This is a genomic window from Inquilinus sp. CAU 1745 (genome assembly GCF_039839375.1).
In the GTDB taxonomy this organism is placed as follows: Bacteria; Pseudomonadota; Alphaproteobacteria; order DSM-16000; family Inquilinaceae; genus JBDOQU01.
The window spans coordinates 19,383-41,695 of the sequence record NZ_JBDOQU010000020.1; the positions used below are offsets into that span (position 1 = coordinate 19,383).

22 protein-coding genes are annotated in these 22,313 nt (G+C 65.0%); 14 read left to right on the top strand and 8 right to left on the bottom strand.

Going from position 1 to position 22,313, the window contains the following annotated elements; translation table 11 throughout:
- Positions 1-4: 4 nt before the first annotated feature.
- Positions 5-1,222 carry an imidazolonepropionase gene (gene hutI, locus AAFN89_RS18885; protein ID WP_347540771.1) on the bottom strand — a complete coding sequence of 406 codons (1,218 nt, stop codon included), beginning with the start codon at positions 1,220-1,222 and terminating at the stop codon, positions 5-7.
- A 163-nt stretch (positions 1,223-1,385) separates the two neighbouring features.
- On the opposite strand from hutI, the gene AAFN89_RS18890 reads away from it, so the two are divergent.
- From AAFN89_RS18890 to AAFN89_RS18935, 10 genes are all read left to right on the top strand, one after another.
- A complete protein-coding gene (locus tag AAFN89_RS18890; protein WP_347540772.1) occupies positions 1,386-2,762 on the top strand; it encodes a formimidoylglutamate deiminase in 1,377 nt (458 codons plus the stop codon).
- Between the two features lie 27 nt (positions 2,763-2,789).
- The gene (locus tag AAFN89_RS18895; protein ID WP_347540773.1) at positions 2,790-3,032 is read left to right on the top strand and encodes a type II toxin-antitoxin system Phd/YefM family antitoxin; all 243 of its coding nucleotides are present in this window, start codon (positions 2,790-2,792) and stop codon (positions 3,030-3,032) included.
- A gap of 319 nt (positions 3,033-3,351) precedes the next feature.
- The gene (locus AAFN89_RS18900; protein WP_347540774.1) at positions 3,352-5,124 is read left to right on the top strand and encodes an N-acetylglutaminylglutamine amidotransferase; all 1,773 of its coding nucleotides are present in this window, start codon (positions 3,352-3,354) and stop codon (positions 5,122-5,124) included.
- A gap of 17 nt (positions 5,125-5,141) precedes the next feature.
- Positions 5,142-6,917: an N-acetylglutaminylglutamine synthetase gene (gene ngg, locus AAFN89_RS18905; RefSeq protein ID WP_347540775.1), complete on the top strand. Its 1,776-nt coding sequence runs from the start codon at positions 5,142-5,144 to the stop codon at positions 6,915-6,917.
- A 12-nt stretch (positions 6,918-6,929) separates the two neighbouring features.
- The gene (locus AAFN89_RS18910; RefSeq protein ID WP_347540776.1) at positions 6,930-8,087 is read left to right on the top strand and encodes an osmoprotectant NAGGN system M42 family peptidase; all 1,158 of its coding nucleotides are present in this window, start codon (positions 6,930-6,932) and stop codon (positions 8,085-8,087) included.
- 267 nt (positions 8,088-8,354) lie between these two features.
- The gene (locus AAFN89_RS18915; protein ID WP_347540777.1) at positions 8,355-9,008 is read left to right on the top strand and encodes a cold-shock protein; all 654 of its coding nucleotides are present in this window, start codon (positions 8,355-8,357) and stop codon (positions 9,006-9,008) included.
- 191 nt (positions 9,009-9,199) lie between these two features.
- On the top strand, positions 9,200-10,162 hold the full coding sequence (locus AAFN89_RS18920) for a methylenetetrahydrofolate reductase (RefSeq protein WP_347540778.1): 963 nt from the start codon (positions 9,200-9,202) through the stop codon (positions 10,160-10,162).
- A gap of 279 nt (positions 10,163-10,441) precedes the next feature.
- The gene (locus AAFN89_RS18925) at positions 10,442-10,693 is read left to right on the top strand and encodes a hypothetical protein (RefSeq protein ID WP_347540779.1); all 252 of its coding nucleotides are present in this window, start codon (positions 10,442-10,444) and stop codon (positions 10,691-10,693) included.
- Between the two features lie 481 nt (positions 10,694-11,174).
- Entirely contained in the window at positions 11,175-11,843 is a 669-nt protein-coding gene (locus tag AAFN89_RS18930) for a hypothetical protein (protein WP_347540780.1), read from the top strand.
- Positions 11,840-12,388: a PRC-barrel domain-containing protein gene (locus tag AAFN89_RS18935; protein ID WP_347540781.1), complete on the top strand. Its 549-nt coding sequence runs from the start codon at positions 11,840-11,842 to the stop codon at positions 12,386-12,388. Before AAFN89_RS18930 ends, AAFN89_RS18935 begins: the two co-directional genes overlap by 4 nt.
- Before the next feature lie 62 nt (positions 12,389-12,450).
- Here AAFN89_RS18935 and AAFN89_RS18940 read toward each other — a convergent pair whose 3' ends face one another.
- The 3 genes from AAFN89_RS18940 to betA are packed head-to-tail and all read right to left on the bottom strand — an operon-like array spanning position 12,451 to position 16,337.
- Positions 12,451-13,191 carry a sulfite exporter TauE/SafE family protein gene (locus AAFN89_RS18940; RefSeq protein ID WP_347540782.1) on the bottom strand — a complete coding sequence of 247 codons (741 nt, stop codon included), beginning with the start codon at positions 13,189-13,191 and terminating at the stop codon, positions 12,451-12,453.
- Between the two features lie 9 nt (positions 13,192-13,200).
- Positions 13,201-14,673 (bottom strand): betaine-aldehyde dehydrogenase, encoded by a 1,473-nt coding sequence (betB, locus tag AAFN89_RS18945; RefSeq protein ID WP_347540783.1) that lies wholly within the window; start codon positions 14,671-14,673, stop codon positions 13,201-13,203.
- Positions 14,670-16,337 (bottom strand): choline dehydrogenase, encoded by a 1,668-nt coding sequence (gene betA, locus AAFN89_RS18950; RefSeq protein WP_347540784.1) that lies wholly within the window; start codon positions 16,335-16,337, stop codon positions 14,670-14,672. The genes betB and betA overlap by 4 nt, the downstream gene beginning before the upstream one ends.
- A gap of 347 nt (positions 16,338-16,684) precedes the next feature.
- On the opposite strand from betA, the gene AAFN89_RS18955 reads away from it, so the two are divergent.
- The 4 genes from AAFN89_RS18955 to AAFN89_RS18970 all read left to right on the top strand — a co-directional run bounded on the left by AAFN89_RS18955 (position 16,685) and on the right by AAFN89_RS18970 (position 20,166).
- Positions 16,685-17,644, top strand: coding sequence for a choline ABC transporter substrate-binding protein (locus AAFN89_RS18955; RefSeq protein ID WP_347540785.1), 960 nt, complete (start codon positions 16,685-16,687; stop codon positions 17,642-17,644).
- A 98-nt stretch (positions 17,645-17,742) separates the two neighbouring features.
- Positions 17,743-18,591: a choline ABC transporter permease subunit gene (gene choW / locus AAFN89_RS18960; protein WP_347540786.1), complete on the top strand. Its 849-nt coding sequence runs from the start codon at positions 17,743-17,745 to the stop codon at positions 18,589-18,591.
- Position 18,592: 1 nt separating this feature from the next.
- Positions 18,593-19,780 carry a choline ABC transporter ATP-binding protein gene (gene choV / locus AAFN89_RS18965; protein ID WP_347540787.1) on the top strand — a complete coding sequence of 396 codons (1,188 nt, stop codon included), beginning with the start codon at positions 18,593-18,595 and terminating at the stop codon, positions 19,778-19,780.
- A gap of 35 nt (positions 19,781-19,815) precedes the next feature.
- On the top strand, positions 19,816-20,166 hold the full coding sequence (locus AAFN89_RS18970; protein WP_347540788.1) for a hypothetical protein: 351 nt from the start codon (positions 19,816-19,818) through the stop codon (positions 20,164-20,166).
- Between the two features lie 65 nt (positions 20,167-20,231).
- Here the strand turns inward: AAFN89_RS18970 and AAFN89_RS18975 are convergent, their stop codons facing one another.
- The 4 genes from AAFN89_RS18975 to AAFN89_RS18990 all read right to left on the bottom strand — a co-directional run bounded on the left by AAFN89_RS18975 (position 20,232) and on the right by AAFN89_RS18990 (position 22,305).
- Positions 20,232-20,483, bottom strand: coding sequence for a hypothetical protein (locus tag AAFN89_RS18975; RefSeq protein WP_347540789.1), 252 nt, complete (start codon positions 20,481-20,483; stop codon positions 20,232-20,234).
- A gap of 141 nt (positions 20,484-20,624) precedes the next feature.
- On the bottom strand, positions 20,625-21,215 hold the full coding sequence (locus AAFN89_RS18980; protein ID WP_347540790.1) for a biotin transporter BioY: 591 nt from the start codon (positions 21,213-21,215) through the stop codon (positions 20,625-20,627).
- Between the two features lie 87 nt (positions 21,216-21,302).
- The gene (locus AAFN89_RS18985; protein WP_347540791.1) at positions 21,303-21,959 is read right to left on the bottom strand and encodes a GntR family transcriptional regulator; all 657 of its coding nucleotides are present in this window, start codon (positions 21,957-21,959) and stop codon (positions 21,303-21,305) included.
- Between the two features lie 103 nt (positions 21,960-22,062).
- A complete protein-coding gene (locus AAFN89_RS18990) occupies positions 22,063-22,305 on the bottom strand; it encodes a DUF1289 domain-containing protein (RefSeq protein WP_347540792.1) in 243 nt (80 codons plus the stop codon).
- Positions 22,306-22,313 lie beyond the last annotated feature (8 nt).

A 22,313-nucleotide genomic window follows, 5' to 3' on the forward strand; every position in this document is an offset into this window, starting at 1 on the left:
CCTGTCAACGGATGCGTCGCCCGCCGATCGCCACGCCGACGCAGGGGTTGAAGCCCAGCCGGTGGGCCAGCTCGTCGGGATGGCCGACCGACCACAGCGCCAGGTCTGCCGCCAGCCCCACCGCCAGCCGGCCGCATTCCCCGGCCAGCCCCAGCGCCCTTGCCGCGTTCCGCGTCGTCCCGGCCAGCGCCTCCTCCGGCGTCAGGCGGAACAGAACGCTCGCCATGTTCATCGTGGCCAGAAGGGAACTGACCGGCGCGCTGCCGGGATTGCAGTCTGTCGCCACCGCCATCGGCACGCCGGCTTCCCGGAACGCCGCCACCGGCGGGGCCTGAGTCTCCCGCAGGAAGTAGAACGCGCCGGGCAGCAGCACCGCGACGCTGCCGGCCGCCGCCATCGCCGCCACGCCATCTGCGCTGGTATATTCCAGATGGTCGGCGGACAGCGCGTCGAACCGGGCGGCCAGCGCCGCGCCGCGCTGGTCGGAAAGCTGGTCGGCGTGCAGCTTCACCGGCAGCCCGTGCGCCGCCGCGGCCTCGAACACGCGGGCCACCTGCTCGGGCGAGAAGGCGATCGTCTCCCCGAAGGCATCGACCGCATCGGCCAGCCCGCGCCGCGCGATCTCCGGGATCATCTCCTCGCACACCAGGTCGATATAGCGGTCGGGATCGTCCTTGAACTCCGGCGGGACGGCGTGCGCGCCCAGGAAGCTGCGGCGGACGCGCAGGCCCGATTCCGCCGCCACCCGCCCCGCGGCCTCCAGCATCCGGATCTCGGTCTTGGTCTCCAGCCCGTAGCCGGACTTGATCTCGACCGTCGTCACGCCTTCGGCGCGCAGGAAGGAAAGACGGCGGAGCGCGCTTTCCAGAAGCTCGTCCGCCGAAGCCGCGCGCGTCGCCGCGACGGTGGAAACGATGCCGCCGCCGGCCCGCGCGATCTCCTCATAGCTCGCGCCCTTCAGCCTCAGCGCGAACTCCCGCGACCGGTCGCCGCCATGGACCAGATGGGTGTGGCAGTCGATCAGGCCGGGCGTGATCCAGGCCCGCCCGGCGTCATGGACCCTCGCCGCCAGCGTCTCCGCCGCGCCCGGAAGGTCCGCCCGCCGTCCGATCCAGGCGATCCTGCCGTCCGCGACGCCGATCGCCCCGTCCTCGACGATCCCGTACCCGGCCTCGCCCTCCATCGTCGCCAGATGGCCGTTCAGCCACAGCGCATCCCACATCGGGAAACTCCCATCTTCCGTTCCGACAGTTATTGTCCCTCCGCCCATCCGCTGGCAACCTCCGGGGCGATCCTCCTCACTGAACTCACCCTCGCCCCTCAGGGGAGAGGGAGGGGCCCGCGAAGCGGGAGGGTGAGGGGTCCTTTCCACGGACGGAGCCGCCATGACCGCCTACCTCGCCCCCTCCGCGCTGCTGCCCGACGGCTGGGCCTCCGACGTGCTGATCGAAACCGGCGAAGATGGCGCGATCTCCGCCGTCACGAAGGGCGGCGAGGCCGATGGCGCGGAGAGGCTGGCCGGCCCGGTCATTCCGGGAATGCCCAACCTGCACTCCCACGCCTTCCAGCGGGCGATGGCCGGCCTTGCGGAGACGGCCGCCAACCCGTCCGACGATTTCTGGACCTGGCGGGACCTCATGTACCGCTTCCTCGGGCGGCTGGGGCCGGAGGAGATGGAGGCCGTCGCCGCCCAGCTTTATCTTGAGATGCTGAAGGCGGGCTACACGGCGGTGGGCGAGTTCCACTACGTCCACAACGCGCCGGACGGGACGCCCTATGACGACCCGGCGGAACTGTCGCGCCGAATCATCGCCGCCGCCCGCAGGGCCGGCATCGGCATCACCCATCTGCCGGTTCTCTACGCCCAGGGCGGGTTCGACGGGAGGGAGCTTGCCGGCGGTCAGCGTCGCTTCGCGAACGAGCCCGCCGGCATCCTCGCCATCGTGGCGGAGCTTCGGAAGGCCCATGCCGATGATTCCAACATCCGTCTGGGCGTCGCCCCGCACAGCCTGCGCGCCGTCGCGCCGGAGCAGTTGGCGGAGCTGGTCGCCGGGGCGTGGGCGGAGGACGGGATGGCGCCGATCCACATCCATGTCGCCGAACAGACGCGGGAGGTGGAGGATTGTCGCGCCTGGTCCGGCGCGCGGCCGGTCGAATGGCTGCTGGCCCACGCGCCGGTCGACGGCCGCTGGTGCCTGATCCACGCCACCCATATGACCCCGGCGGAAACGCGCGGCCTCGCCGCCAGCGACGCGGTCGCCGGCCTCTGCCCGTCGACGGAGGCCAATCTGGGCGACGGGCTTTTCGCGCTGACCGACTACCTTGCCGCCGACGGCGTGCTTGGCGTCGGGTCGGACAGCCATATCGGGATCGACCCGGCGGAGGAGCTTCGGCTGCTGGAATATGGCCAGCGGCTGACGCTGCGGCGCCGCTCCGTGACGCGGCTGGACGGCCCGTCCATCGGCGCCGGCCTCTACCGGGCGGCGCTGGCGGGCGGCGCGCAGGCGATGGGCCGCGACATCGGCCGGATCGCGAAGGGCGCGCGCGCGGATTTCGTGGTGCTGGACCCCGACCACCCGGCGCTGGTGGAACGCGAAGGCGACGCCCTGCTGGACGCCCTGATCTTCGCCGCCACCGGCCCGACCCCCGTTCGCGACGTGATGGTCGGCGGCCGGTGGCGGGTGAAGGAAGGCCATCATGAAGACGAAGAAGATGTCCTGAACCTCTATCGTGCTACCGTCAGGAAACTGAAAGACGGGTAGATCGCGGGGGGGGGGCAGGAGGGTGACATGGCTACGATCAATCTGACCTACGCCAGGGCGCATCTGGGCGAACTTCTTGACCGTGTCGAAGCGGGCGAGTCGATCGAAATCACCCGGCGCGGCAAGCCGGTCGCGCGGCTTACCCCCGTGGCGGGGCCGCGCAAACGGATCGATATGGCCTCGATCCGGGCGTTGACGGCGGCCATGTCCTCACAGGCCGAGGACACCGCCTGCTTGGTGCGGTCGATGAGGGATGGCGACCGGTACTGATGCTCGAAGAGGATGTTCTACCTCTCCATCGCAAAAGGAAGAGACGATAAGCTGCATATATTGAAAATATATTCTCGAATGCTGATTAGTCAGGCTGGTCATATTTCGTTGCTGGACTGAAATCTGTTCTCTCAACTAAGCCTCAAATATTCATCGGATTCGCCTATCGTATTTGGGATCTCCGGCTTGACCCAAAGGCAAGCCTTCCTACATGCAGCGTTGATCTTTGTTATTACGGGCTGTCGGTATCGCGATCGCCGTTCCGTCGGCGCGCGTCCGGCGGCCTGTTTCGATTCACGGCGACGAGGGGGCGGAGCCCATGTGTGGACTCTATGGTGAGATCCGGTTCGACGGCCGGCCGGTGGATGCGGGGCCGCTGACGCCGGTCGGCGCGGCCATGACGGCGCGGGGGCCGGACGGCGGCGGGCTCTTCGTCCGGGACGGTGCGGCGCTGGGCCATCGCCGGTTGAAGATCATCGACCTGTCGGACGCCTCCTCCCAGCCGATGGTCGATTCGAAGCTGGGCCTCTCCATCGCCTTCAACGGCGCGATCTACAATTACAAGGAGTTGCGGGCGGAGCTTGAGGGGAAAGGTTATGACTTCTTCTCCCACGGAGACACTGAAGTCATCCTCAAATCCTACCATGCCTGGGGCGAACGCTGCGTCGAGCGGTTCCACGGCATGTTCGCCTTCGCGATCCTTGAGCGCGAATCCGGCCGCATGGTGCTGGCCCGCGACCGGCTGGGCATCAAGCCGCTCTATCTGAACGAACGGCCGGGCGGGCTGCGCTTCGCCTCCTCCCTGCCGGCGCTGCTCCAGGGCGGCGGGGTCGACACCGACATCGATCCGATCGCCCTCAACTATTACATGAGCTTCCATGCCGTCGTCCCGGCCCCGCACACTATCCTGAACGGCGTGCGCAAGCTGCCGCCGGCTTCGCTGCTGATCGTGGAGCCGAACGGCACGATGACGGAGAAGCGGTACTGGTCGGTCGATTACGGCGCGCGGCCGGAAGAAGAGAGGCTGACCGAGACCGACTGGGAGGATCGGGTGCTGGAGGCGCTCCGGGTCGCCGTCAAGCGACGTCTGGTCGCCGACGTGCCGGTGGGCGTGCTGCTGTCCGGCGGGCTGGATTCCAGCCTGATCGTCGGGCTGCTGGCCGAACAGGGGGCGCACGGCCTCAACACCTTCTCGATCGGGTTCGAGACGGTGGGCAACGAACGCGGCGACGAATTCCAGTATTCCGACCTGATCGCCAGCCATTTCGGCACCACCCACCACAAGCTGTCCATCGACAGCCAGCGCATGCTGCCGGAGCTGGCCAACTGCATCGCCGCGATGAACGAGCCGATGGTCAGCCACGACAATATCGGCTTCTATCTGCTGTCCCAGGAGGTCGCGAAGCATGTGACGGTGGTGCAGAGCGGCCAGGGCGCGGACGAGGTGTTCGGTGGCTATCACTGGTATCCGCCGATGCTGGAAAGCCGCGATCCGGCGGCGGATTACGCCCGCGTCTTCATGGATCGGGATCATGAGGAATATCGCCAGGCCGTCGATCCCCGCTTCCACGGCGGCGACCATGCCCGCGCTTTCATCGAAGGCCATTTCGACCGCCCCGGCGCGGCCCGGCCGGTCGACAAGGCGCTGCGCATCGATACCGAGATCATGCTGGTCGACGATCCGGTGAAGCGCGTCGACAGCATGACCATGGCGGCCAGCCTGGAGGCGCGGGTGCCCTTCCTGGACCATGAGCTGGTGGAGCTGGCGGCGCGCATGCCGGCGGAGATGAAGCTGGCCCAGGGCGGCAAGGGCGTCCTGAAGGAAGTCGGCCGCCGTGTCATCCCGTCGGAGGTGATCGACAGGCCGAAAGGCTATTTCCCCGTGCCGGCGCTGAAATATCTGCGCGGCGAGACGCTGGACATGGTGCGCGATGCCGTGACCGGACAGGCGGCCAGGGAACGCGGGTTGTTTCAGCCGGCTTATATCGACATGCTGCTCCAGAACCCGGAAAGCCACATCACGCCGCTTCGGGGATCGAAGCTGTGGCAGGTCGGCCTTCTGGAGCTGTGGCTCCAGAATCACGGCATCTGACGATCGGGGAGGTTTAGATGCGCCCATGGAAAGCGAGCCAGCATCGCCTGGATCGGCTGAGGGGTGGCACCCTGCGCTCGCATGAGCCGATGGAGGAACTGCCGCCGGACCTGATGCCGAAGCCGGACAGCGTGCTGGATTGCGGCTGGGGACGGCTGATCTTCGGCCACACGTTCGAGACCCCGGAGAAGGTGGCCGACGCGCTGCGCTCCGAACGGCCCGGCCGCCGCGACGTCGGCTTCTATGTCCGCGACCCCCATGTCGTGATCTCGCTGGCCCCGCAGGATCTGTTCCTCGACCCCTCCCATACCTATCGGCTGTGGATGTCGGACTACCGTCCGGGCCGGCGGATGCCGACCGGCTTCGTCATCACGCCGGTCCGCACTCGGGAGGATGCAGCGGCCGTCAACCGCATCTACGCCCAGCACGGCATGATGACGGTGGATGAGGATTTCCTGTGGGCGAGCCGGCATTCGCGCAAGCTCTGCTACCTGGTCGCCAAGCATGAGACGACGGGCGAGGTGCTTGGCGTCGTGATGGGCGCGGACCACCGCCACGCCTTCGGCGACCCCGACAACGGCACCTCGCTCTGGAGCCTCGCCGTCGATCCGCAGGCGCCGCTGCCGGGAATCGGAGAGGCGCTGGTCCGGCGTCTGGCCGAACGCTACAAGGCGCGCGGCCGGGCCTTCATGGATCTGTCGGTGATGCACGACAATGCCGAAGCGGTCGCGCTCTATGAGAAGCTCGGCTTCAAGAGAGTGCCGGTCTTCACGCTGAAGAACCGGAATTCGATCAACGAACGGCTCTATGTCGGCCCGCCGATCGAGGAGGGATTCAATCCCTACGCCCAGATCATCATAGACGAGGCGCTGCGGCGCGGCATCGCGGTGGAGCCCATCGATCCGGCGGAAGGCTATTTCCGCCTGGCCTTCGGCGGCCGCTCGATCGTCTGCCGGGAGGCGCTTTCCGAACTGACGACCGCCGTCGCCATGAGCCGGTGCGACGACAAGACGGTGACCTGCCGCCTGCTCGCCCAGGCCGGGCTGGAGGTGCCGGCCCAGCAATTCGCCGGATCGGCTGAGGACAATGCAGCCTTCTTAGCCTGCTATGGCTCCCTGGTCGTGAAGCCGGTGAGGGGGGAGCAGGGGGTCGGCGTCAGCGTCGATCTCCAGACGCCGGAGGATGTGGAGCAGGCGATCGAGATCGCCGGGCGGAGCGCCGATCAGGTGATCCTCCAGCGCTATGTGAAGGGCGAGGATCTCCGCATCATCGTCATCGGGCAGGAGGTCGTGGCCGCCGCGATCCGGAAGCCGGCGGAGATCGTGGGCACCGGCAGCCATACGGTGGCGCAGCTCATCGACCGGCAGAGCCGCCGGCGCGCCGCGGCCACCGGCGGCGAAAGCCGCATCCCGATGGACGAGGAGACGGAGCGCTGCGTCCGCGCCGCCGGCTATTCGATGGAGGATGTGCCGCCGGAGGGGGAGACGATCCGCGTCCGCAAGGCGGCGAACCTCCATACCGGCGGCACCATCCACGACGTGACCGACATGCTGCACCCGGTGCTGGCGGACGCCGCCATCCGGGCGGCGGCGGCGCTGGACATCCCGGTCGTGGGGCTGGACTTCCTCGTGCCGTCCGTGGAGGATGCCGACTACGTCATCATCGAGGCGAACGAACGTCCGGGCCTGGCCAATCACGAGCCCCAGCCGACGGCGCGGAAATTCATCGACCTCCTGTTCCCCAGGACGGTGGCGCGCGCGTCGGACGCCACGGCCGAAAGCCGCGCCGCCTGAAGGAAGGCGCGAATGCCGGATTCCACCGCCATGGCGGTCATCGACAGCGATTATGTCACCCGCATCCTGCTGCGGCTGCTGAACACGGCCAGCCCGACCGGCTTCACCGACCATGTCGTCCATGTGGTGGGGGAGGAGCTGGAGGCGCTGGGCATCGCGTTCGAGATCACGCGCCGCGGCGCGATGCGGGCGAACCTGCCCGGCCGGGTGGCGTCACCGGACAGGTCCATCGTCGGCCATCTGGACACGCTGGGCGCGCTGGTGAAGGATCTGAAGCCCAACGGCCGCCTCGCCATCGTGTCGATCGGCACATGGTCGGCGCGGTTCGCCGAAGGGGCGCGGGTGACGGTGTTCACCGACCATGCCGCCCATCGCGGCACCATCCTGCCGCTCAAGGCCTCCGGCCACACCTATAATGACGAGATCGATACCCAGCCCGTCTCCTGGGATAATCTGGAGGTCCGGATCGACGAGCCGGTGCGCGACCGGAAGGATTTGATCGATCTCGGCTTCAATATCGGCGACTTCATCGCCGTCGACACGGTGCCGGAGATCCTGCCCAACGGCTTCATCAATTCCCGTCACCTGGACGACAAGGCGGGCGTTGCGGCGATGCTGGGCGCGGCCAAGGCGATCGTCGACCGCAAGGCGACCCTGCCGCTCGACTGCCATCTGCTGATGACGATATCGGAGGAGGTCGGGTCCGGCGCCTCGTCGGTCCTGCACCAGGACGTGGCGGAGATGGTGTCGGTCGACAACGGCACGGTGGCTCCGGGCCAGAACAGCCAGGAAACCGGCGTCACCGTCGCCATGGCCGATTCGTCCGGCCCGTTCGACTATCACCTGACAAGGCGGATGATCGACCTCTGCCGGGAGAACGGCATCTCCCATCAGCGCGACGTTTTCAGATATTACCGCTGCGACAGCGCCTCGGCGGTGGAGGCGGGGAACGACATCCGCACCGCGCTCGTCTGCTTCGGCATCGACGCCTCCCACGGCTATGAGCGGACGCATATGAACTCGATCTTGTCGGTCGCCTCGCTCCTCTACCACTATATGCAGAGCCCGCCGCTCTTCGAGCGCGACAAGGAGGCGATAGGCCCGCTGGAGGACTTCCCGGACACCGCATCCGACTGGGAAGATCCGGCGACCGTCGCGCTTACGCCGTGAGATGATATGCAACCGAGGACGCTTGCCTAAACGGGCGCTTCCTGTGCATAGTTAACAAGTTCGTAAGGCCTATTGGGTTTTGCGGGCGGGTCGTGAGAAGGCTTGGCGTGGCGCGGTCATCAATCCCGGTTAGAGAAACTTCGATCCCCGGCCTGTCCGGGCGATACGGAGTCGCACAGGGCTGTCCGACGCTCCCCTCTGTCCGTGAGCTTCTCGGGTGTGCATCGGGGATGCGGAAGGCATCCCGACTTGGAGTTTCTGTTTCCGATGATGAACCGTCGTAATTTCTCCCAGCCGTCGCCGTCCCAGACGAACGTGACGGCCGTCGTGAAGTGGTACAACCCAACCAAGGGATTCGGATTCGTGCAGCCGTCGGACGGCTCGCCGGACGCGTTCCTGCACGCATCGGTGGTTGAACAGGCCGGACACCGTGAGGTGATGGAAGGCGCGACGATCGTCTGCGACCTGTCCGACGGCCAGAAGGGTCCGCAGGTCGCGGCCATCCACAACCTCGATAATTCGACCGGCACGTCCGGCGGCAGCCGCGGCTTTGGCGGCGGTGGTGGCGGTGGCGGGTATGGCGACCGCGATCGTGGCGGCTACGGCGATCGTGATCGCGGCGGGTATGGCGACCGTGACCGCGGCGGCTTTGGCGGCGGCGGCTTCGGGGGTGGCGGCTATGGCGGCCCGCGCGGTGGCGGCGGACCGGCCGGCGTTTCCGTCGAAGGCACGGTCAAGTTCTACAATGCGGCGAAGGGCTTCGGCTTCATCACGCCGGACGATGGCGGCAAGGACGTCTTCGTCTCCTCCCGCACGCTGGAGCGGGCCGGCCTGATGCAGCTTGAAACCGATCAGCGCGTGCGGGTCTCCACCCGCATGGGCCAGAAGGGTCCGATGGCCGATTCGGTCGAACTGGCCTGAAGCCGGCAAAAGCCGACAAAAGCCTACATTTAAAAAATTGGGAGACGGCGGTCCTTCGGGGCCGCCGTTTTCTCTTTCGCGTTCCCGCCGTGTCGTCGGACGGCCAGCCGAAGTCGCAGCCGTCATAGCCCCGGCCGCGCGCCGAACCCATTCTCTGGACAAGAAGGTTCTTCCGGTTCGGGGGATATGCGATGGCGCTGTTGGATTTTCGTCTGGCCAGGAAGGCAGCCGCTCCGGCGACGGAGCCGCCGGACGCCGCACTGGAAGAACTGGTGCCGTCCTTCCTCCAGGGATTCTCGATAGAGACGCTGCCCCAGGTCGCCGCCAAGACCCCAAGCTACCAGGACCTCGTTCCCGAGGGCGCCAGCGTCTATATCGCCTTCGTCCCCGGTTCGGACTGGCGGGATATCGTCCATGTGGCGAAGAGGCTGAGGCATGAAGGGCTGAACCCGGTGCCCCACGTCCCGGCCCGGACGATGGAGGGGCGTGAGGAGCTGGAACGCTATCTCGGCCGTCTCTCCGAAGATGCCGGCGTTACCCAGGTGCTGGCGATCGGCGGCGACGTTCCCGCCCCGGCGGGGGAGTTCGCCTCCACCATGGACATGCTGGAGACGGGGCTGTTCGACCGGTTCGGCATCCGGCGGATCGGCGTTGCCGGCCATCCGGAAGGCTACAAGCCGATCGGCGATGCCGGGATCATGGCCTCGATCAAGGACAAGAACGCCTTCTCATCCCGGACCGACGCCGATCTCCACATCGTCACGCAATTCTGCTTCGATGCTCGCACGGTCATCGATTGGGACCGCAGGCTGCGCCGCGCCGGCAACCATCTGCCGATCCATATCGGCATCGCCGGTCCCGCTAAGCTGAAGAGCCTGATGCATTACGCGGCGCTGTGCGGCGTCGGCGCGTCGGCCAAGGTGCTGAAGCGCCAGGCGTTCAACATGGCGAAGCTGGCCTCGGTCTCCGCGCCCGACCGGATCGTCGCCGACCTCGCCCGCTACAAGGCGACCGACCCCGATTGCGGCATCGCCCAGGCCCATTTTTTCACCTTCGGCGGCCTCCAGCGCGCCGCCGACTGGCTGGACGCCGCCATCAAAGCCGACTTCACCCCCACCCAAACCGGCTTCGACGTCCACCGCGACCTGGGATAGGCGCAGGAACGCCCACTAGGTCACCCCGGACTTGATCCGGGGTCCAGGGGCCTTGCCGAAGGAGGCCTTCACGCTGTCCGGCGGGGCTGAAAGGTCAGCGCCGCTGGATTCCCGATCAAGTCGGGAATGACCTTTTTAGGTCATGCCGGACCCCGATCCGGCATCCATACGGTATCGATGCCGGTGAAGCTGTCTCCGGTTCTTCGCCATCGCTGAAGCGGCATGGACCTATGGATCCTTGCGTTGGATGGTTGCAAGAATGGAGGAGGGAAAAGGGCCATGAAATCTCAAACCAGCAATTACGCTCTTCGCCTCCTTTCCTCCGTAAAGGCGGAGGCGGAGAAGGTGGCGGCGGAGGAGGGGACGACCCTCAACCAATTCATCAATGTGGCCGTCGCGGAAAAGCTGTCCGCCCTTAGAACGGAGAGGTATTTCCGCGAACGGGCGGAGCGGGGCGAGCTTTCAGCATTCGAATCCTTCCTCGATGGCACCGATGACGAACCAGCAGGCTCCGGCGACGATATTCGCTGAATCCCTCATCCATTGCCGGCCGTCACGCTGAACAACTCGGTTTCGGACCGGCGCGCATCACTCCTTCCAACTGCTGCGCGGCTATCGCCATGGGTTGAGAATCGGTCGAGCGCCTGACTACCAATTAATTGCTATCCACCTGACGGAGGATGCGACGACGGTCAAGGTTTACAATCTGTAGGTGATCGGGGAAGATAATACGGTTGTACAGCGACGGATGTTGCGAATAGATCGGGCGGCTGACTCTACGCTGCACCAGCAGGGTCCATAGTTGTGCTTAGATAACATTTGCGCGTCGCATACAGCCGTAACCGCAGCTTCTTTCTGTATAACTCAGGTACGATAAACAATCTTGGTTAGAATTATCCGAGTGCGGTCGTGATTTCGGAGAGGAGGCACCTCCTTAGCGGTTTCATAAGCTTGAATGGCGTTTCCTTACCGCTGTCTGTCGGGCCGGCATCTCTAGCAAAGGTGGATGCCAATGTCGAAACCTCTTATCGCATTGACCGAAATCATTCTGCCGATTGCGGTTGCTTTATATTTTTTCGGATGGATATATACTTACTACTGGTTGGAATATTTTGGCGGCGATGTTAGTGCAATAGATTTAAATATTTATTTTATTATCGTGTATTCATTTTCTGTGTTGTCATTTTTTTTAGAGATTCTATGGAATTATATTTTCAATATTATTTCTGGTTTTTCGGTATTGATGTCGATATTTTTGATCGTTATTATATATTTATTGATCGTCAGATATTTTAGAGACCACGCAAGTACTTTCATCAGCCGTTTGGCGAGCCCAGTTGTCTATGCAATGGTGTTTGTGGTCATAATTACCGGGGGGTACTTTATTTCGCGAGAAGCTGGAATCGCGAAAGCCCATGAGATCCGGCGCAACCCACAACAGTTGATCTATTTTGTACTGAAGAAGAATGGTCGGCCCGACGACCCGATCTTCGATGGACCTTTTCAAAACTGGAATAACGGATATCAACTGTACAAGATCACTGCGACTAAAGATTTCTATATCGTCCTTTGGCAAAGCAGTCCCGGAGAGGTGGGATGGGTTTTCGAGATTCCTCGTTCTAGCGTCTCTGCGGCTCAAATTCTCATGCGGAATGACCCAGCCGTCAGGAGGGATCAATGATCAGGCTCTTGCTCATGGTTGTGCTGACGTGCGCACCAACAAGAACGACGTTAGCGCAAGATTATTCCGAGTCTGCAGTCTATCTATATGTTGACGAGAACGGCGCGCCGATTCTCGGATATCGGATCGAATCCGTAACGGAGGGTGGCAACAACTTTCGCACTTGTGATGATCAACTCATGAGGGTTGATCCAGTCGATCTCCATTTTATCTCGGGAGGCTGCAACCGACCCGCGCTCTCCAGTCCGGTAGCGGTTGGCCCTCCAGACATTGACACGCAGACCGGGCCAGAAATGTCTCTAATAGGTAGCCGCGTGGTCGCTTCGAATGGCGCCGGGGTTGGGACCATCGAGGATGTCGTTGTCGACGCCGATACGGGTAGTGTGCGCCAACTTGTGATCGCGGTGGGAGACTTTCTCGGCGTCGGAGAAAAATTGGTTGCAGTCGATATCGCGGATATCGAGTGGCGGACCAACGAGAACATTGTTTTGTTCGCAACACCCGCGGAAGTAGAGGCGCTACCGGAGTTCACCTATTCTGACTAATAAGACCAAACCATGGGTCGTAAAACTACGAGGTCGGCTTATGAGGGCCAGGGTATGGCTCGTCATCCCGCGAAGAAGGCGGCGGCCATGATCAGCCCCAGCGCCACGATGCCGATCCGCAGGGCCGTCGGCGGGATGCGGCGGGCGAGGCGGGCGCCGGCATAGCCGCCGGCGATGGCGGCGACAGTCATGATAGCCGCCTCCTTCCAATGGACCGCGCCGCCGACGGCGTAGGCGGCGACCGCGATCGTCGTCAGCACGGCGGAAAGCGCGGTCTTCAGCCCGTTCATGGCGTTCAGGCTGGTCATGCCGAACAGCGCCAGATGGGCCAGCAGCAGGATGCCGAGCCCGCCATTGAAATAGCCGCCATAGACGGAGACGACGAACAGCGCCGCCAGCATCTGCCCCTTGCCGCCCGCTCCACGCCGGCGCATCGCGTCGGATAGCTTGCCGCCGAAGGCGAACAGCGCCGTCGCCGCCAGCAGCAGCCAGGGCACGATTGCCCGGAAGACATCGTCCGGCGTCACCAGCAGCAGCAACGCGCCCACCAGCCCGCCCGCCAGACTGACAGCCGCCAGCCAGGGCAGCCCGACGCTCGCCACCGGCGTCAGGTCGCGACGGAATCCATAGGCCCCACTGACATAGCCGGGCAGCAGCGCGACAGTGCCGGTGGCGTTGGCGGCGACAGGGGGCACTCCGGCATGGATCAGCGCCGGCAGGGTAAGGAAGCTGCCGCCGCCCGCCATGGCGTTCAGCGCGCCGGCCAGGAAGGCGGCGGCCATCAACAGGGCGATCGTGGTCATGGAGGATGGTCAGTATGGCGCTTCGACGTCGCCGGTTTCGACATAGACGCTCTTCAACTGCGTATAATGCTCGATCGCCGCATGGCTGTTCTCGCGCCCGACGCCGGACTGTTTGTAGCCGCCGAACGGCATCTCGATCGGCGTGATGTTGTAGTTGTTGATCCAGCAGGTGCCGGCCTGGAGCTTCGCCACCACCCGATGGCCGCGCGCCAGGTCGCGGGTGAAGACGCCCGCCGCCAGGCCGAACTCCGTGTCGTTGGCGCGCTCGATCGCCTCGTCCTCCTCCCGGAAGGTCAGGACCGACATGACCGGGCCGAAGATCTCTTCCCGGCAGATGCGCATGTCGTCCCGGCAGAGGTCGAAGATGGCGGGGGAGACGAACCAGCCCCGGTCGAGCCCGTCGCGGGTGACGCGCTCCCCGCCGATCGCCAGCCGCGCGCCTTCCTGCTTTCCGGCCTCGATATAGCCCAGAACCTTCTCCATATGCGCTTCGCTGATCAGCGCGCCGACATCGGTCTCCGGGTCCATCGGGTCGCCGATCCGCATCTTCGCCGTGCGTTCCAGAAGCCGGTTCATGAACCGGTCGTGCAGGCTTTCCTGGACGAAGATTCGCGTGCCGTTGGAGCAGATCTCCCCTTGCGTATAGAAGTTCGCCATCAGCGCGGCGGAGACGGCGTTCTCCACATCCGAGTCGCCGAAGACGATCAGCGGGCTCTTCCCGCCAAGCTCCATCGTCACATATTTCAGCGTCTGCGCGGCGTCGGCCATCACGCGCCGGCCGGTCGGCACCGATCCGGTCAGCGACACCTTGGCGACGCCCGGATGGGTCGCCAGCGCCTGCCCTGTCGGCCCCTTGCCCTGCACGACGTTGAAGACCCCCGGCGGCACACCGGCCTCGGCATAGATCTCCGCCAGCTTCAGCGCCGTCAACGGCGTCAGCTCCGATGGCTTGAAGATCATCGAATTGCCGCAGGCCAGCGCCGGCCCGGATTTCCAGCAGGCGATCTGCAGCGGATAGTTCCAGGCCCCGATCCCGGCGCAGACGCCCAGCGGCTCCCGCCTCGTATAGGCGAAGGGGCCGCCCAGATCGTAATGCTGCCCGTGCAGCCCGGCGGCCATGCCGGCGAAATATTCGATGGCGTCCGCGCCGCTGTCGACATCCACGACCGACGCCTCGGCGATCGGCTTGCCGGTGTCCATGACCTCCAGCCGCGCCAGCTCGTCCCGCCGTTCCCGCAGCAGGGCGACCGCCTTCATCAGGATGCGGCCGCGCTGCGCGCCGGTCATCGCAGACCAGGCCTCGAAGCCTTCCCGCGCGGCGTCCACGGCGGCGTCCACGTCGGCGGCCGACGCCACCTGCACCGGGCACAGCGTCTCGCCTGTCGCCGGGTTCAGCGTGTCGAAGCTCTCTCCGGAACTCGCATCGCGGTAGCCGCCACCGATATGGAGACGGGCGATGTCTGGAACGGGGGCGGTGGTCATCTCTGGTCGGTTTCCCAGTTCGGGGCTCGATAGACGGGGGCGTCGGAGGGCGGCAAAGGCGTCCGGCCCAGGATCATGTCGGCCGCCTTTTCCGCGATCATGATGGTCGGCGCGTTCAGATTGCCGCTGACGATCGACGGCATGATGGAACTGTCGACGACGCGCAAGCCCTCCACGCCATGGACGCGCGCCTGTCCGTCCACGACCGCCATCTCATCCTCGCCCATCTTGCAGGCGCAGGAGGGGTGGTAGGCGCTTTCGGCATTGTTGCGCACGAACTCGTCGATCTCCGCATCCGTCCGCACTTCCTTGCCCGGCTTCAGCTCCTCGCCGCGATAGGGGTCGAAGGCGGGCTGGGCGAAGATCTCCCGCGTCAGCCGGACGGCGGCCCGCATCTCGATCCAGTCCTCGTCCCTGGACATCAGGTTGGGCTGGATGATAGGCGCGTCCGTCGGGTCGGCGCTGCGCAGCCTGATCCAGCCCCGGCTTTGGGATCGCATCGGCCCGACATGGGCTTGGAAGCCGTGCCTGTCGGTGGGGTTGGAGCCGTCATAATTCACCGACATCGGCAGGAAGTGATATTGCAAGTCCGGATGCGGCACGCCCGGCCGGCTGCGGATGAACGCGCCGGATTCGAAATGATTGGTCGCGCCCAGCCCGGTCTTGAGGAGATACCATTCCAGCCCGATCCGCGCCTTCGCGATCGGGTTCATCGCGTTGTAGAGCGTGATCGGCTGCGTGCATTCATACTGGACGTAAAGCTCCAGATGGTCCTGGAGGTTCTGCCCCACGCCCGGCCTGTCCGCCACGATCTCGATCCCCAGCGCCTTCAGATCGTCCGCAGGTCCGATGCCGGACAGCAGCAGAAGCTGGGGGGAGTTGATCGCCCCGGCCGACAGGATGACCTCCCGCTCCGCCCGGACGCGCACGGTCTCCCCGTCCCGGACATATTCCACCCCGACCGCGCGGCCCTTCTCGAACAGCAGGCGGGTTGTCAGGGCGCCGGTGATCCTGGTCAGGTTGGGCCGCTTCTCGGCGGGATGCAGATAGGCGACGGCGGCGCTCCAGCGGCGGCCATTATGGACGGTCATGTCCATGGGGCCGAATCCTTCCTGCTGGTAGCCGTTCTGGTCGTCGGTCAGCGGATAGCCCGCCTGCTTCCCTGCCTGGATGAAGGCGTCGTAGAGCGGGTTTCGGCAGGCGCCGGTGGAGACATGGAGCGGCCCGCTATCGCCGTGATAGGCGTCGCCGCCCTTGTTCCGCGTCTCTGCCCGGCGGAAATAGGGAAGGCAATGGGCGTAGGACCAGTGCTCCATCCCCGGAGCCTCGGCCCACCGGTCGTAATCCAGCGCGTTGCCGCGCACATAGGCCATGCCGTTGATGGAGGATGACCCGCCCAGCAGTCGCCCCCTCGGCCAGTGCAGACGGCGGCCGTTCATATGCTCCTGCGGCTCGGTCCGGTAGTCCCAGGACAGCTTGGGATCGTTCATCGGGTAGCTGAGGGCCGACGGCATATGGATGCGCCAGTCCCACCAGGGGTCAGGTCCGCCGGCCTCGACCAGCAGCACCTTGTGGTCGCCCTCCTCCGTCAGCCTGTTGGCCAGGACGCAACCGGCCGACCCGGCGCCGACGATGACGTAATCGAAATTCTGGCTCGTGCTCATGAACGACACTCTTCGGCCCCGGAAAGCGGGCCAGCCTCTCCATGCGCGGCCTTCAGGTCAACCGTCCTGTTTCAGCCGCGTCATCCGTTGCTGCGTTGCAAAAATATTCTGGCGTTCTTCGTTCCTGATACGGATCGATGGCAATTTCATTTCCCGATCCCGGTAATGAAGTTGTCTCAACTGCCGAAAAGAGGTCGTTTCCGGAATGGTTCGGGTCCGGCCGCCTCTTGTGGTCGGAAAGATTGTCGCTAGGATAGTCTCAAATTCGACCTATCGCGCAACGTCGCGGTTTTCAGGAGGCACCACCCGGAAACGGGCAACAATCAGCAATAAAAGGAGGAAAGGGCATGCCTTTCACCATCAACCGGCCGTCCCTCATGGGCGGCGTGGCCGCTCTCGCCGTTCTGGGCTTCACGCTCCCCGCTTCGGCGCAGAACGCGGAGGCCTGCGAGACCGTCCGCTTCTCCGACGTCGGCTGGACTGACATCACGGCGACCACGGCCTTGGCCGGGACCGTCCTGGAAGGGCTGGGCTACACGGTGGAAAAGGAGATCCTTTCCGTCCCGGTCACCTATGTCAGCCTGGAGAATGAGGACATCGACGTCTTCCTGGGCAACTGGATGCCCACCATGGCGGCCGATGTCGGTCCCTATGTCGACGAAGGCACGGTCGAGGTCGTGCGGACGAACCTGGAAGGCGCGAAATACACGCTGGCCGTCCCGACCTATGTCCATGAGGCCGGCGTTACCGATTTCGCGGACCTGGACGCGCACCGCGACCAGTTCGGCGGCAAGATCTACGGGATCGAGCCGGGCAATGACGGCAACCGCCTGATCCAGGACATGATCGACCAGGACGCCTTCGGCCTCGGCGACTGGGAGATCGTGGAATCCAGCGAGCAGGGGATGCTGAGCCAGGTCGACCGCGCCACGCGGCGCGACGAATGGGTGGTGTTCCTGGGCTGGGCGCCGCATCCGATGAACAACAAGTACGATATGGAATATCTCGCTGGCGGCGACGATTTCTTCGGCCCGGATTTCGGCGGAGCGACCGTCCTGACCAACGTCCGCGCCGGCTATATGGAGGAATGCCCGAACGTTGGTAAGCTGCTGGAGAATCTGGCGTTCGACCTGACCATGGAGAACACGGTCATGGGCCTGATCCTGGAAGACGGTATGGAGCCCGGCGCGGCCGCCGAGCAATATCTGACGGAGCATCCCGAGGTCCTGGAGCCCTGGCTGGAAGGCGTGACGACGCTCGACGGCGAGGAAGGGCTGCCGGCGGTTCGAAGCCATCTGGGGCTCTGATCCCGGCATGAAGATGGCGGGCGGCGGCCGGGCATCGTCCATCGGCCGCCGTTTCGCATTTCTCCATCCTTTCTTCTCCACCTCCGGCGGCGCCTTCCATGGAAAGTCTGACTGAGCTTCTCCAGACCAAGATCCCGATCGGCTCCTGGATCGAAACCGCGACCAACTACGTCACGGACAATTTCTATCAGGCCTTCGACGCCATCTCCCTGGCGCTCGGCTTCTTCATCAACGGGCTGATCGATATCCTGCTGCTGCCGCCGCCGCTGGTCTTCATCCTGCTGCTGGCCGTCTTCGCTTACGCCTTGCACCGAAGTTGGAAGCTGACCCTGGCGGTCGTGCTGGGGATGCTGCTGATCCTCAATCTGGGCTATTGGGAAGACACGATCGAAACCGTGGGGCTGGTGCTGTGCGCCACCATCCTCTGCCTCATCATCGGCATCCCGGTCGGCATCCTGGCTGCGCATCGGCAATGGCTCTACACCATCCTGCGGCCGATCCTCGACCTGATGCAGACGATCCCGCCCTTCGTTTACCTGATCCCGACCCTGATCCTGTTCGGGCTGGGCGCTGTGCCGGGATTGATCTCCACGGCCATCTTCGCCATCGCCGCGCCGATCCGGCTGACCTATCTGGGCATCCGGGGCGTGCCCAAGCCGCTGCTGGAGGCGGGGGAAGCGTTCGGGGCATCGCGCATGCAGCTTCTGTTCAAGGTGGAACTGCCCCACGCCCTGCCGACCATCATGGCCGGCGTTACCCAATGCATCATGCTGTCGCTCTCCATGGTCGTGATCGCGGCGCTGGTCGGGGCCGACGGGCTCGGCCGGCCGGTGGTGCGGGCGCTCAATACCGTCAATATCGCGCAAGGGTTCGAGGCGGGCTTGTGCATCGTCATACTGGCCATCGTGCTCGACCGGCTGGTGAAGCAGGTGGAGGTCACGCGCTGACATGACAGACAACACCATCGTCCGCTTCGACCATGTCGACGTCGTCTTCGGCCCGTCGCCATCCGATGCCACCACCATGCTGGACCAGGGGAAAGGCCGGTCTGAGATCCTGTCGGAAACCGGCAACACCGTCGCCGTCCACGACGCCAACCTTGACATCCGGGATGGGGAGTTGTGCGTGCTGATGGGGCTGTCCGGATCAGGAAAGTCCTCGCTTCTGCGCTGCGTCAACGGCCTCAACCCGATCACCCGCGGCGGCCTGACCGTCCGGCAGGAGGACGGGCGGGAGGTCGACGTCGCCACCTGTGGCGCGGGCGCGCTGCGCCGCCTGCGCTCCACCCGTGTCTCCATGGTCTTCCAGCAGTTCGCGCTGATGCCCTGGCGGACGATCCGCGACAATGTCGCGCTGGGGCTGGAACTGCGCGGCGTCTCCAAGGCTGAACGGCGGGAGACGGTGGACCGGATGCTGTCGCTCGTCCAGCTCGAACCCTGGTCCGACAAATATCCCCGCGAGCTTTCGGGCGGCATGCAGCAGCGCGTCGGGCTGGCCCGCGCCTTCGCGACGGATGCCGATATCCTGCTGATGGACGAGCCGTTCTCCGCGCTCGATCCGCTGATCCGCGGCCATCTCCAGGATGAGCTGCTGGACCTCCAGCAATCGCTGAAGAAGACCATCATCTTCGTCAGCCACGATCTGGACGAGGCGCTGAAGCTGGGCAACCGGATCGCGATCATGGAATCCGGCCAGATCGTCCAGGTGGGCACGCCGCAGGACATCGTGCTGAACCCGGCGAATGACTATGTCGAGAATTTCGTCGCCAACGTGAACCCGCTGAACGTCCTGCGCGGCGGAACGCTCATGAAGCCGCTGGCGGCGCTGGAGCGCGACGGCGACTGGATCGTGCTGGATGCCGCGACCGGCGTCCGGTGCCGGCTGGACGAGGTCGACATGCCCGTCGCCATCCGCGACGGCGATGGTGATGGGGGCGGCGAACGCCCGATCGTCCGGGGCGGGGAGGGGGCGGAAGCCGGCGCGGTCTGCGCGGAGCCGGTGGACCTGCCCATGCGCGTCGCCGTGGAGCGGGTCCACGACACCCGCCGGCCGGTCATCCTGCTGGACGGCGACGGCCGCATGGTCGGGATCATCGCGGGGGAGCAGATCGTGGAAGGCCTTCTCCGCCACGGATGATTGGCGATCACCGCCGGCCGCACCATCTTTGATCCATGGATCGACGGATCGTCCTGGCCCTGGCGGCCCTCCTGCTGGCCGCGCCGTTCCCCTCCGCCAAGGCGGAGGAGGAAAGCGTCCTCGCGCCCTATCGCTACCGCAACACCACGGTCAGGGAGGCGGTGCAGACGCCGGGAACCCTCGAAAGGCTGGGCGCGCAGCAGTACCGGCTGCGGCTGGAAGGGCAGGTCCAGCGGCTGGACCACGACCGCGCACGGGGTCGTCTGGCGCCGGAGGACCGGCGGGATTTGCTTGACAGCCGGGCGGAAAGCGACCGGATGGACCGGCTGCTGGCCCCTCGCCGGGACGAACGCTACCTGCTGCCGGGGGTTGGTTCCACGCGCTGACGGCGCATCGAAACCGGCACCGCGCTTTCACCTCGCGGCGATGACAGCCGACGAGTCCACGACCATCATGGTGCGTTCAGATCATCCGCGATTTCCTGCGGGGAACGGGGGTCGAGGACCGGACGGGCGGCGACCTTCCGTCCGAAGGCCAGCATTTCAGCGGCTGTCATCCTGCGCTTGGCCGGCGGCTCGTCGGTGACGCCGAGCGCCTTCGCTTCGCGCTCGATCACGGAGCGGATCAGATCTTCGGGCTTTCGGCCTAGGCGAGCCGCAACCCTGCGGGCGAACTGTTCGGTATCGTGCGTGAGCTGCAACATGGTCTTTCTCTCCGAAGTCGTTGAACTGTAGCATGTTGCGAGAAGAGGAAAAAAACGACGGCCTCGGGAGCAAGCGGCCCTGTAGCCTTTGCCGGCATAGGTCAGCAGGGCAAAGCAGATAATGCGGCCGAAGCCGGATCGTCATCCGGCCAGCCGCCTCCCGCCGCAGGTTAGCGCCTTGAGGGTTGCCGCTCCAAGAGCGGACTTGAGAACAGCGCCGACAAGGAAGGGCGTCACGCCATGCATGATTGCCTGTTCCAGCCCGATAGTGGCAGCCAGCCATGCCGCGCCGAATGCAAGGCAAATCACGTTGCCAAGGAGCATGTTGACGAAGGCGAGGCCCACCCGGTTGCCGTTCCAGCCCCGTTCGGCCAGCCATCCGACGAGCACCCCGGCGATAGGGAACGCAAAGAGATAGCCGGCGGTCGGTCCGACAAAATGATGTGCGCCGGCAGCGCCGCCGGAGAGTACCGGCATTCCCAGCGCGCCCTGTATGAGCCAAGCGGTAATCGTGATGCCGCCGAGCCGCCAACCATAAAGCGCTCCGACCAGCATCACGGCGAACGTCTGCATGGTAATCGGCACCGGAACCATCGGGACGGAGATGTATGAGGAGGCGGTCAGGAACAATGTGCCGAGAATGACGGCGCCCGCCCGCCACGCCAGGGGGCGGCTTTCCAGATCGAGAAGGCGACGGGCAGGTTTGACGGTCGGCGTGGTTGCATTGCTCATCTGGATTCCTTGCGTGAATTATAGATAATTTTCCAATCTATCGCTAAAAAAATCCATAGAACCACACAGATGACAAGGGCTCTTGGATCAACGTCGAGACGATGCCAGCGCCGGTCGGGCTTTTCTGGGCGTTTGGCCGATCCATTGCACATGTCTGGCGAGCAGCGAGACGGCGCTATCGACCTGACCGGCGCGTAGCGCGGTGAGAATCGTGCGATGGTCGCGGTCGGTTGGCGCTTCCCATTCCGCCCGCCAGCCTGAAAACAGAAAGCGCGCACTCGCGGTGTGCAGATCGTCAATGGACCTGAGCAAGCGCGGCATGGCGCAGGGCGTCAGGATGAGCCGATGGAAACGGCGATTTGCTCCTTCCCAGGTTTCCACGTCACCGGCTCTATCCCCTGCGCTCGTGGCGTCCTCGGCCTCATCGAGAATGGCTTTGGTCAAATGCGGCGCGGCGTTGCGTAGCGCCAGGACTTCGAGCGCGGCACGCATCTCGGCCACTTCCCGGACTTCCTCCATGCTGAAGCCGGCGACTCTCACGCCCCGACGCGGCTCGCTGACCACAAGCCCTTGCGCTTCCAGCCGTCGGAAGGCCTCCCGTACCGGCACATGGCTTGCTCCGAATTCCTCGGCAATGTGATCCTGGCGCAGCTTCGAGCCGGCCTCGATTGCACCGGAAACGATGCGGTCCGCCAATGTCCGGCTGATCCGCGAGGCGATGGTATCTGATTTGGCAGTCGTCATATTTTATAGATAATTCGAACTTGCCGGCTGGTCGAGCGGCACATGAGGCGTATCGGAGAAGCCATCGCCACGGACCGGCTGCTGGCCGCCGCTCCAATGAACGCTACCTGCTGCCGGGCCTCGACCCCACCCGCTGACGGCGGCGCGGTCTGGCGTCCGCCTCGCTGGTCTGGCCGCGCGCCCGCCGCCTTTCCCGCAGCCGATGGACGATTGCCAGCAGCTCTTCCTCGCTCGCCGTCGGCCAGGCCGCGATCTCCTCGACCGTACGCAGGCATCCGTCGCAGAGGCCGGTCGCAGGGTCCATCCGGCAGACGCCGATGCAGGGGGAGGCGAGCGGAAAGGTCATGGGCGCGG

What these genes read in the sequence shown, in the direction of transcription:
- AAFN89_RS18940 (WP_347540782.1), bottom strand. Translation starts at nt 13,191, where the DNA reads ATGACCACGATCGCCCTGTTGATGGCCGCCGCCTTCCTGGCCGGCGCG.
- AAFN89_RS18985 (WP_347540791.1), bottom strand. Translation starts at nt 21,959, where the DNA reads ATGACGACTGCCAAATCAGATACCATCGCCTCGCGGATCAGCCGGACA.
- betB (WP_347540783.1), bottom strand. Translation starts at nt 14,673, where the DNA reads ATGACCACCGCCCCCGTTCCAGACATCGCCCGTCTCCATATCGGTGGC.
- AAFN89_RS18920 (WP_347540778.1), top strand. Translation starts at nt 9,200, where the DNA reads ATGGCGCTGTTGGATTTTCGTCTGGCCAGGAAGGCAGCCGCTCCGGCG.
- AAFN89_RS18990 (WP_347540792.1), bottom strand. Translation starts at nt 22,305, where the DNA reads ATGACCTTTCCGCTCGCCTCCCCCTGCATCGGCGTCTGCCGGATGGAC.
- AAFN89_RS18955 (WP_347540785.1), top strand. Translation starts at nt 16,685, where the DNA reads ATGCCTTTCACCATCAACCGGCCGTCCCTCATGGGCGGCGTGGCCGCT.
- AAFN89_RS18980 (WP_347540790.1), bottom strand. Translation starts at nt 21,215, where the DNA reads ATGAGCAATGCAACCACGCCGACCGTCAAACCTGCCCGTCGCCTTCTC.
- choW (WP_347540786.1), top strand. Translation starts at nt 17,743, where the DNA reads ATGGAAAGTCTGACTGAGCTTCTCCAGACCAAGATCCCGATCGGCTCC.
- AAFN89_RS18910 (WP_347540776.1), top strand. Translation starts at nt 6,930, where the DNA reads ATGCCGGATTCCACCGCCATGGCGGTCATCGACAGCGATTATGTCACC.
- AAFN89_RS18975 (WP_347540789.1), bottom strand. Translation starts at nt 20,483, where the DNA reads ATGTTGCAGCTCACGCACGATACCGAACAGTTCGCCCGCAGGGTTGCG.
- AAFN89_RS18900 (WP_347540774.1), top strand. Translation starts at nt 3,352, where the DNA reads ATGTGTGGACTCTATGGTGAGATCCGGTTCGACGGCCGGCCGGTGGAT.
- hutI (WP_347540771.1), bottom strand. Translation starts at nt 1,222, where the DNA reads ATGTGGGATGCGCTGTGGCTGAACGGCCATCTGGCGACGATGGAGGGC.
- AAFN89_RS18930 (WP_347540780.1), top strand. Translation starts at nt 11,175, where the DNA reads ATGTCGAAACCTCTTATCGCATTGACCGAAATCATTCTGCCGATTGCG.
- AAFN89_RS18890 (WP_347540772.1), top strand. Translation starts at nt 1,386, where the DNA reads ATGACCGCCTACCTCGCCCCCTCCGCGCTGCTGCCCGACGGCTGGGCC.
- AAFN89_RS18970 (WP_347540788.1), top strand. Translation starts at nt 19,816, where the DNA reads ATGGATCGACGGATCGTCCTGGCCCTGGCGGCCCTCCTGCTGGCCGCG.
- AAFN89_RS18925 (WP_347540779.1), top strand. Translation starts at nt 10,442, where the DNA reads ATGAAATCTCAAACCAGCAATTACGCTCTTCGCCTCCTTTCCTCCGTA.
- betA (WP_347540784.1), bottom strand. Translation starts at nt 16,337, where the DNA reads ATGAGCACGAGCCAGAATTTCGATTACGTCATCGTCGGCGCCGGGTCG.
- AAFN89_RS18895 (WP_347540773.1), top strand. Translation starts at nt 2,790, where the DNA reads ATGGCTACGATCAATCTGACCTACGCCAGGGCGCATCTGGGCGAACTT.
- AAFN89_RS18915 (WP_347540777.1), top strand. Translation starts at nt 8,355, where the DNA reads ATGATGAACCGTCGTAATTTCTCCCAGCCGTCGCCGTCCCAGACGAAC.
- AAFN89_RS18935 (WP_347540781.1), top strand. Translation starts at nt 11,840, where the DNA reads ATGATCAGGCTCTTGCTCATGGTTGTGCTGACGTGCGCACCAACAAGA.
- ngg (WP_347540775.1), top strand. Translation starts at nt 5,142, where the DNA reads ATGCGCCCATGGAAAGCGAGCCAGCATCGCCTGGATCGGCTGAGGGGT.
- choV (WP_347540787.1), top strand. Translation starts at nt 18,593, where the DNA reads ATGACAGACAACACCATCGTCCGCTTCGACCATGTCGACGTCGTCTTC.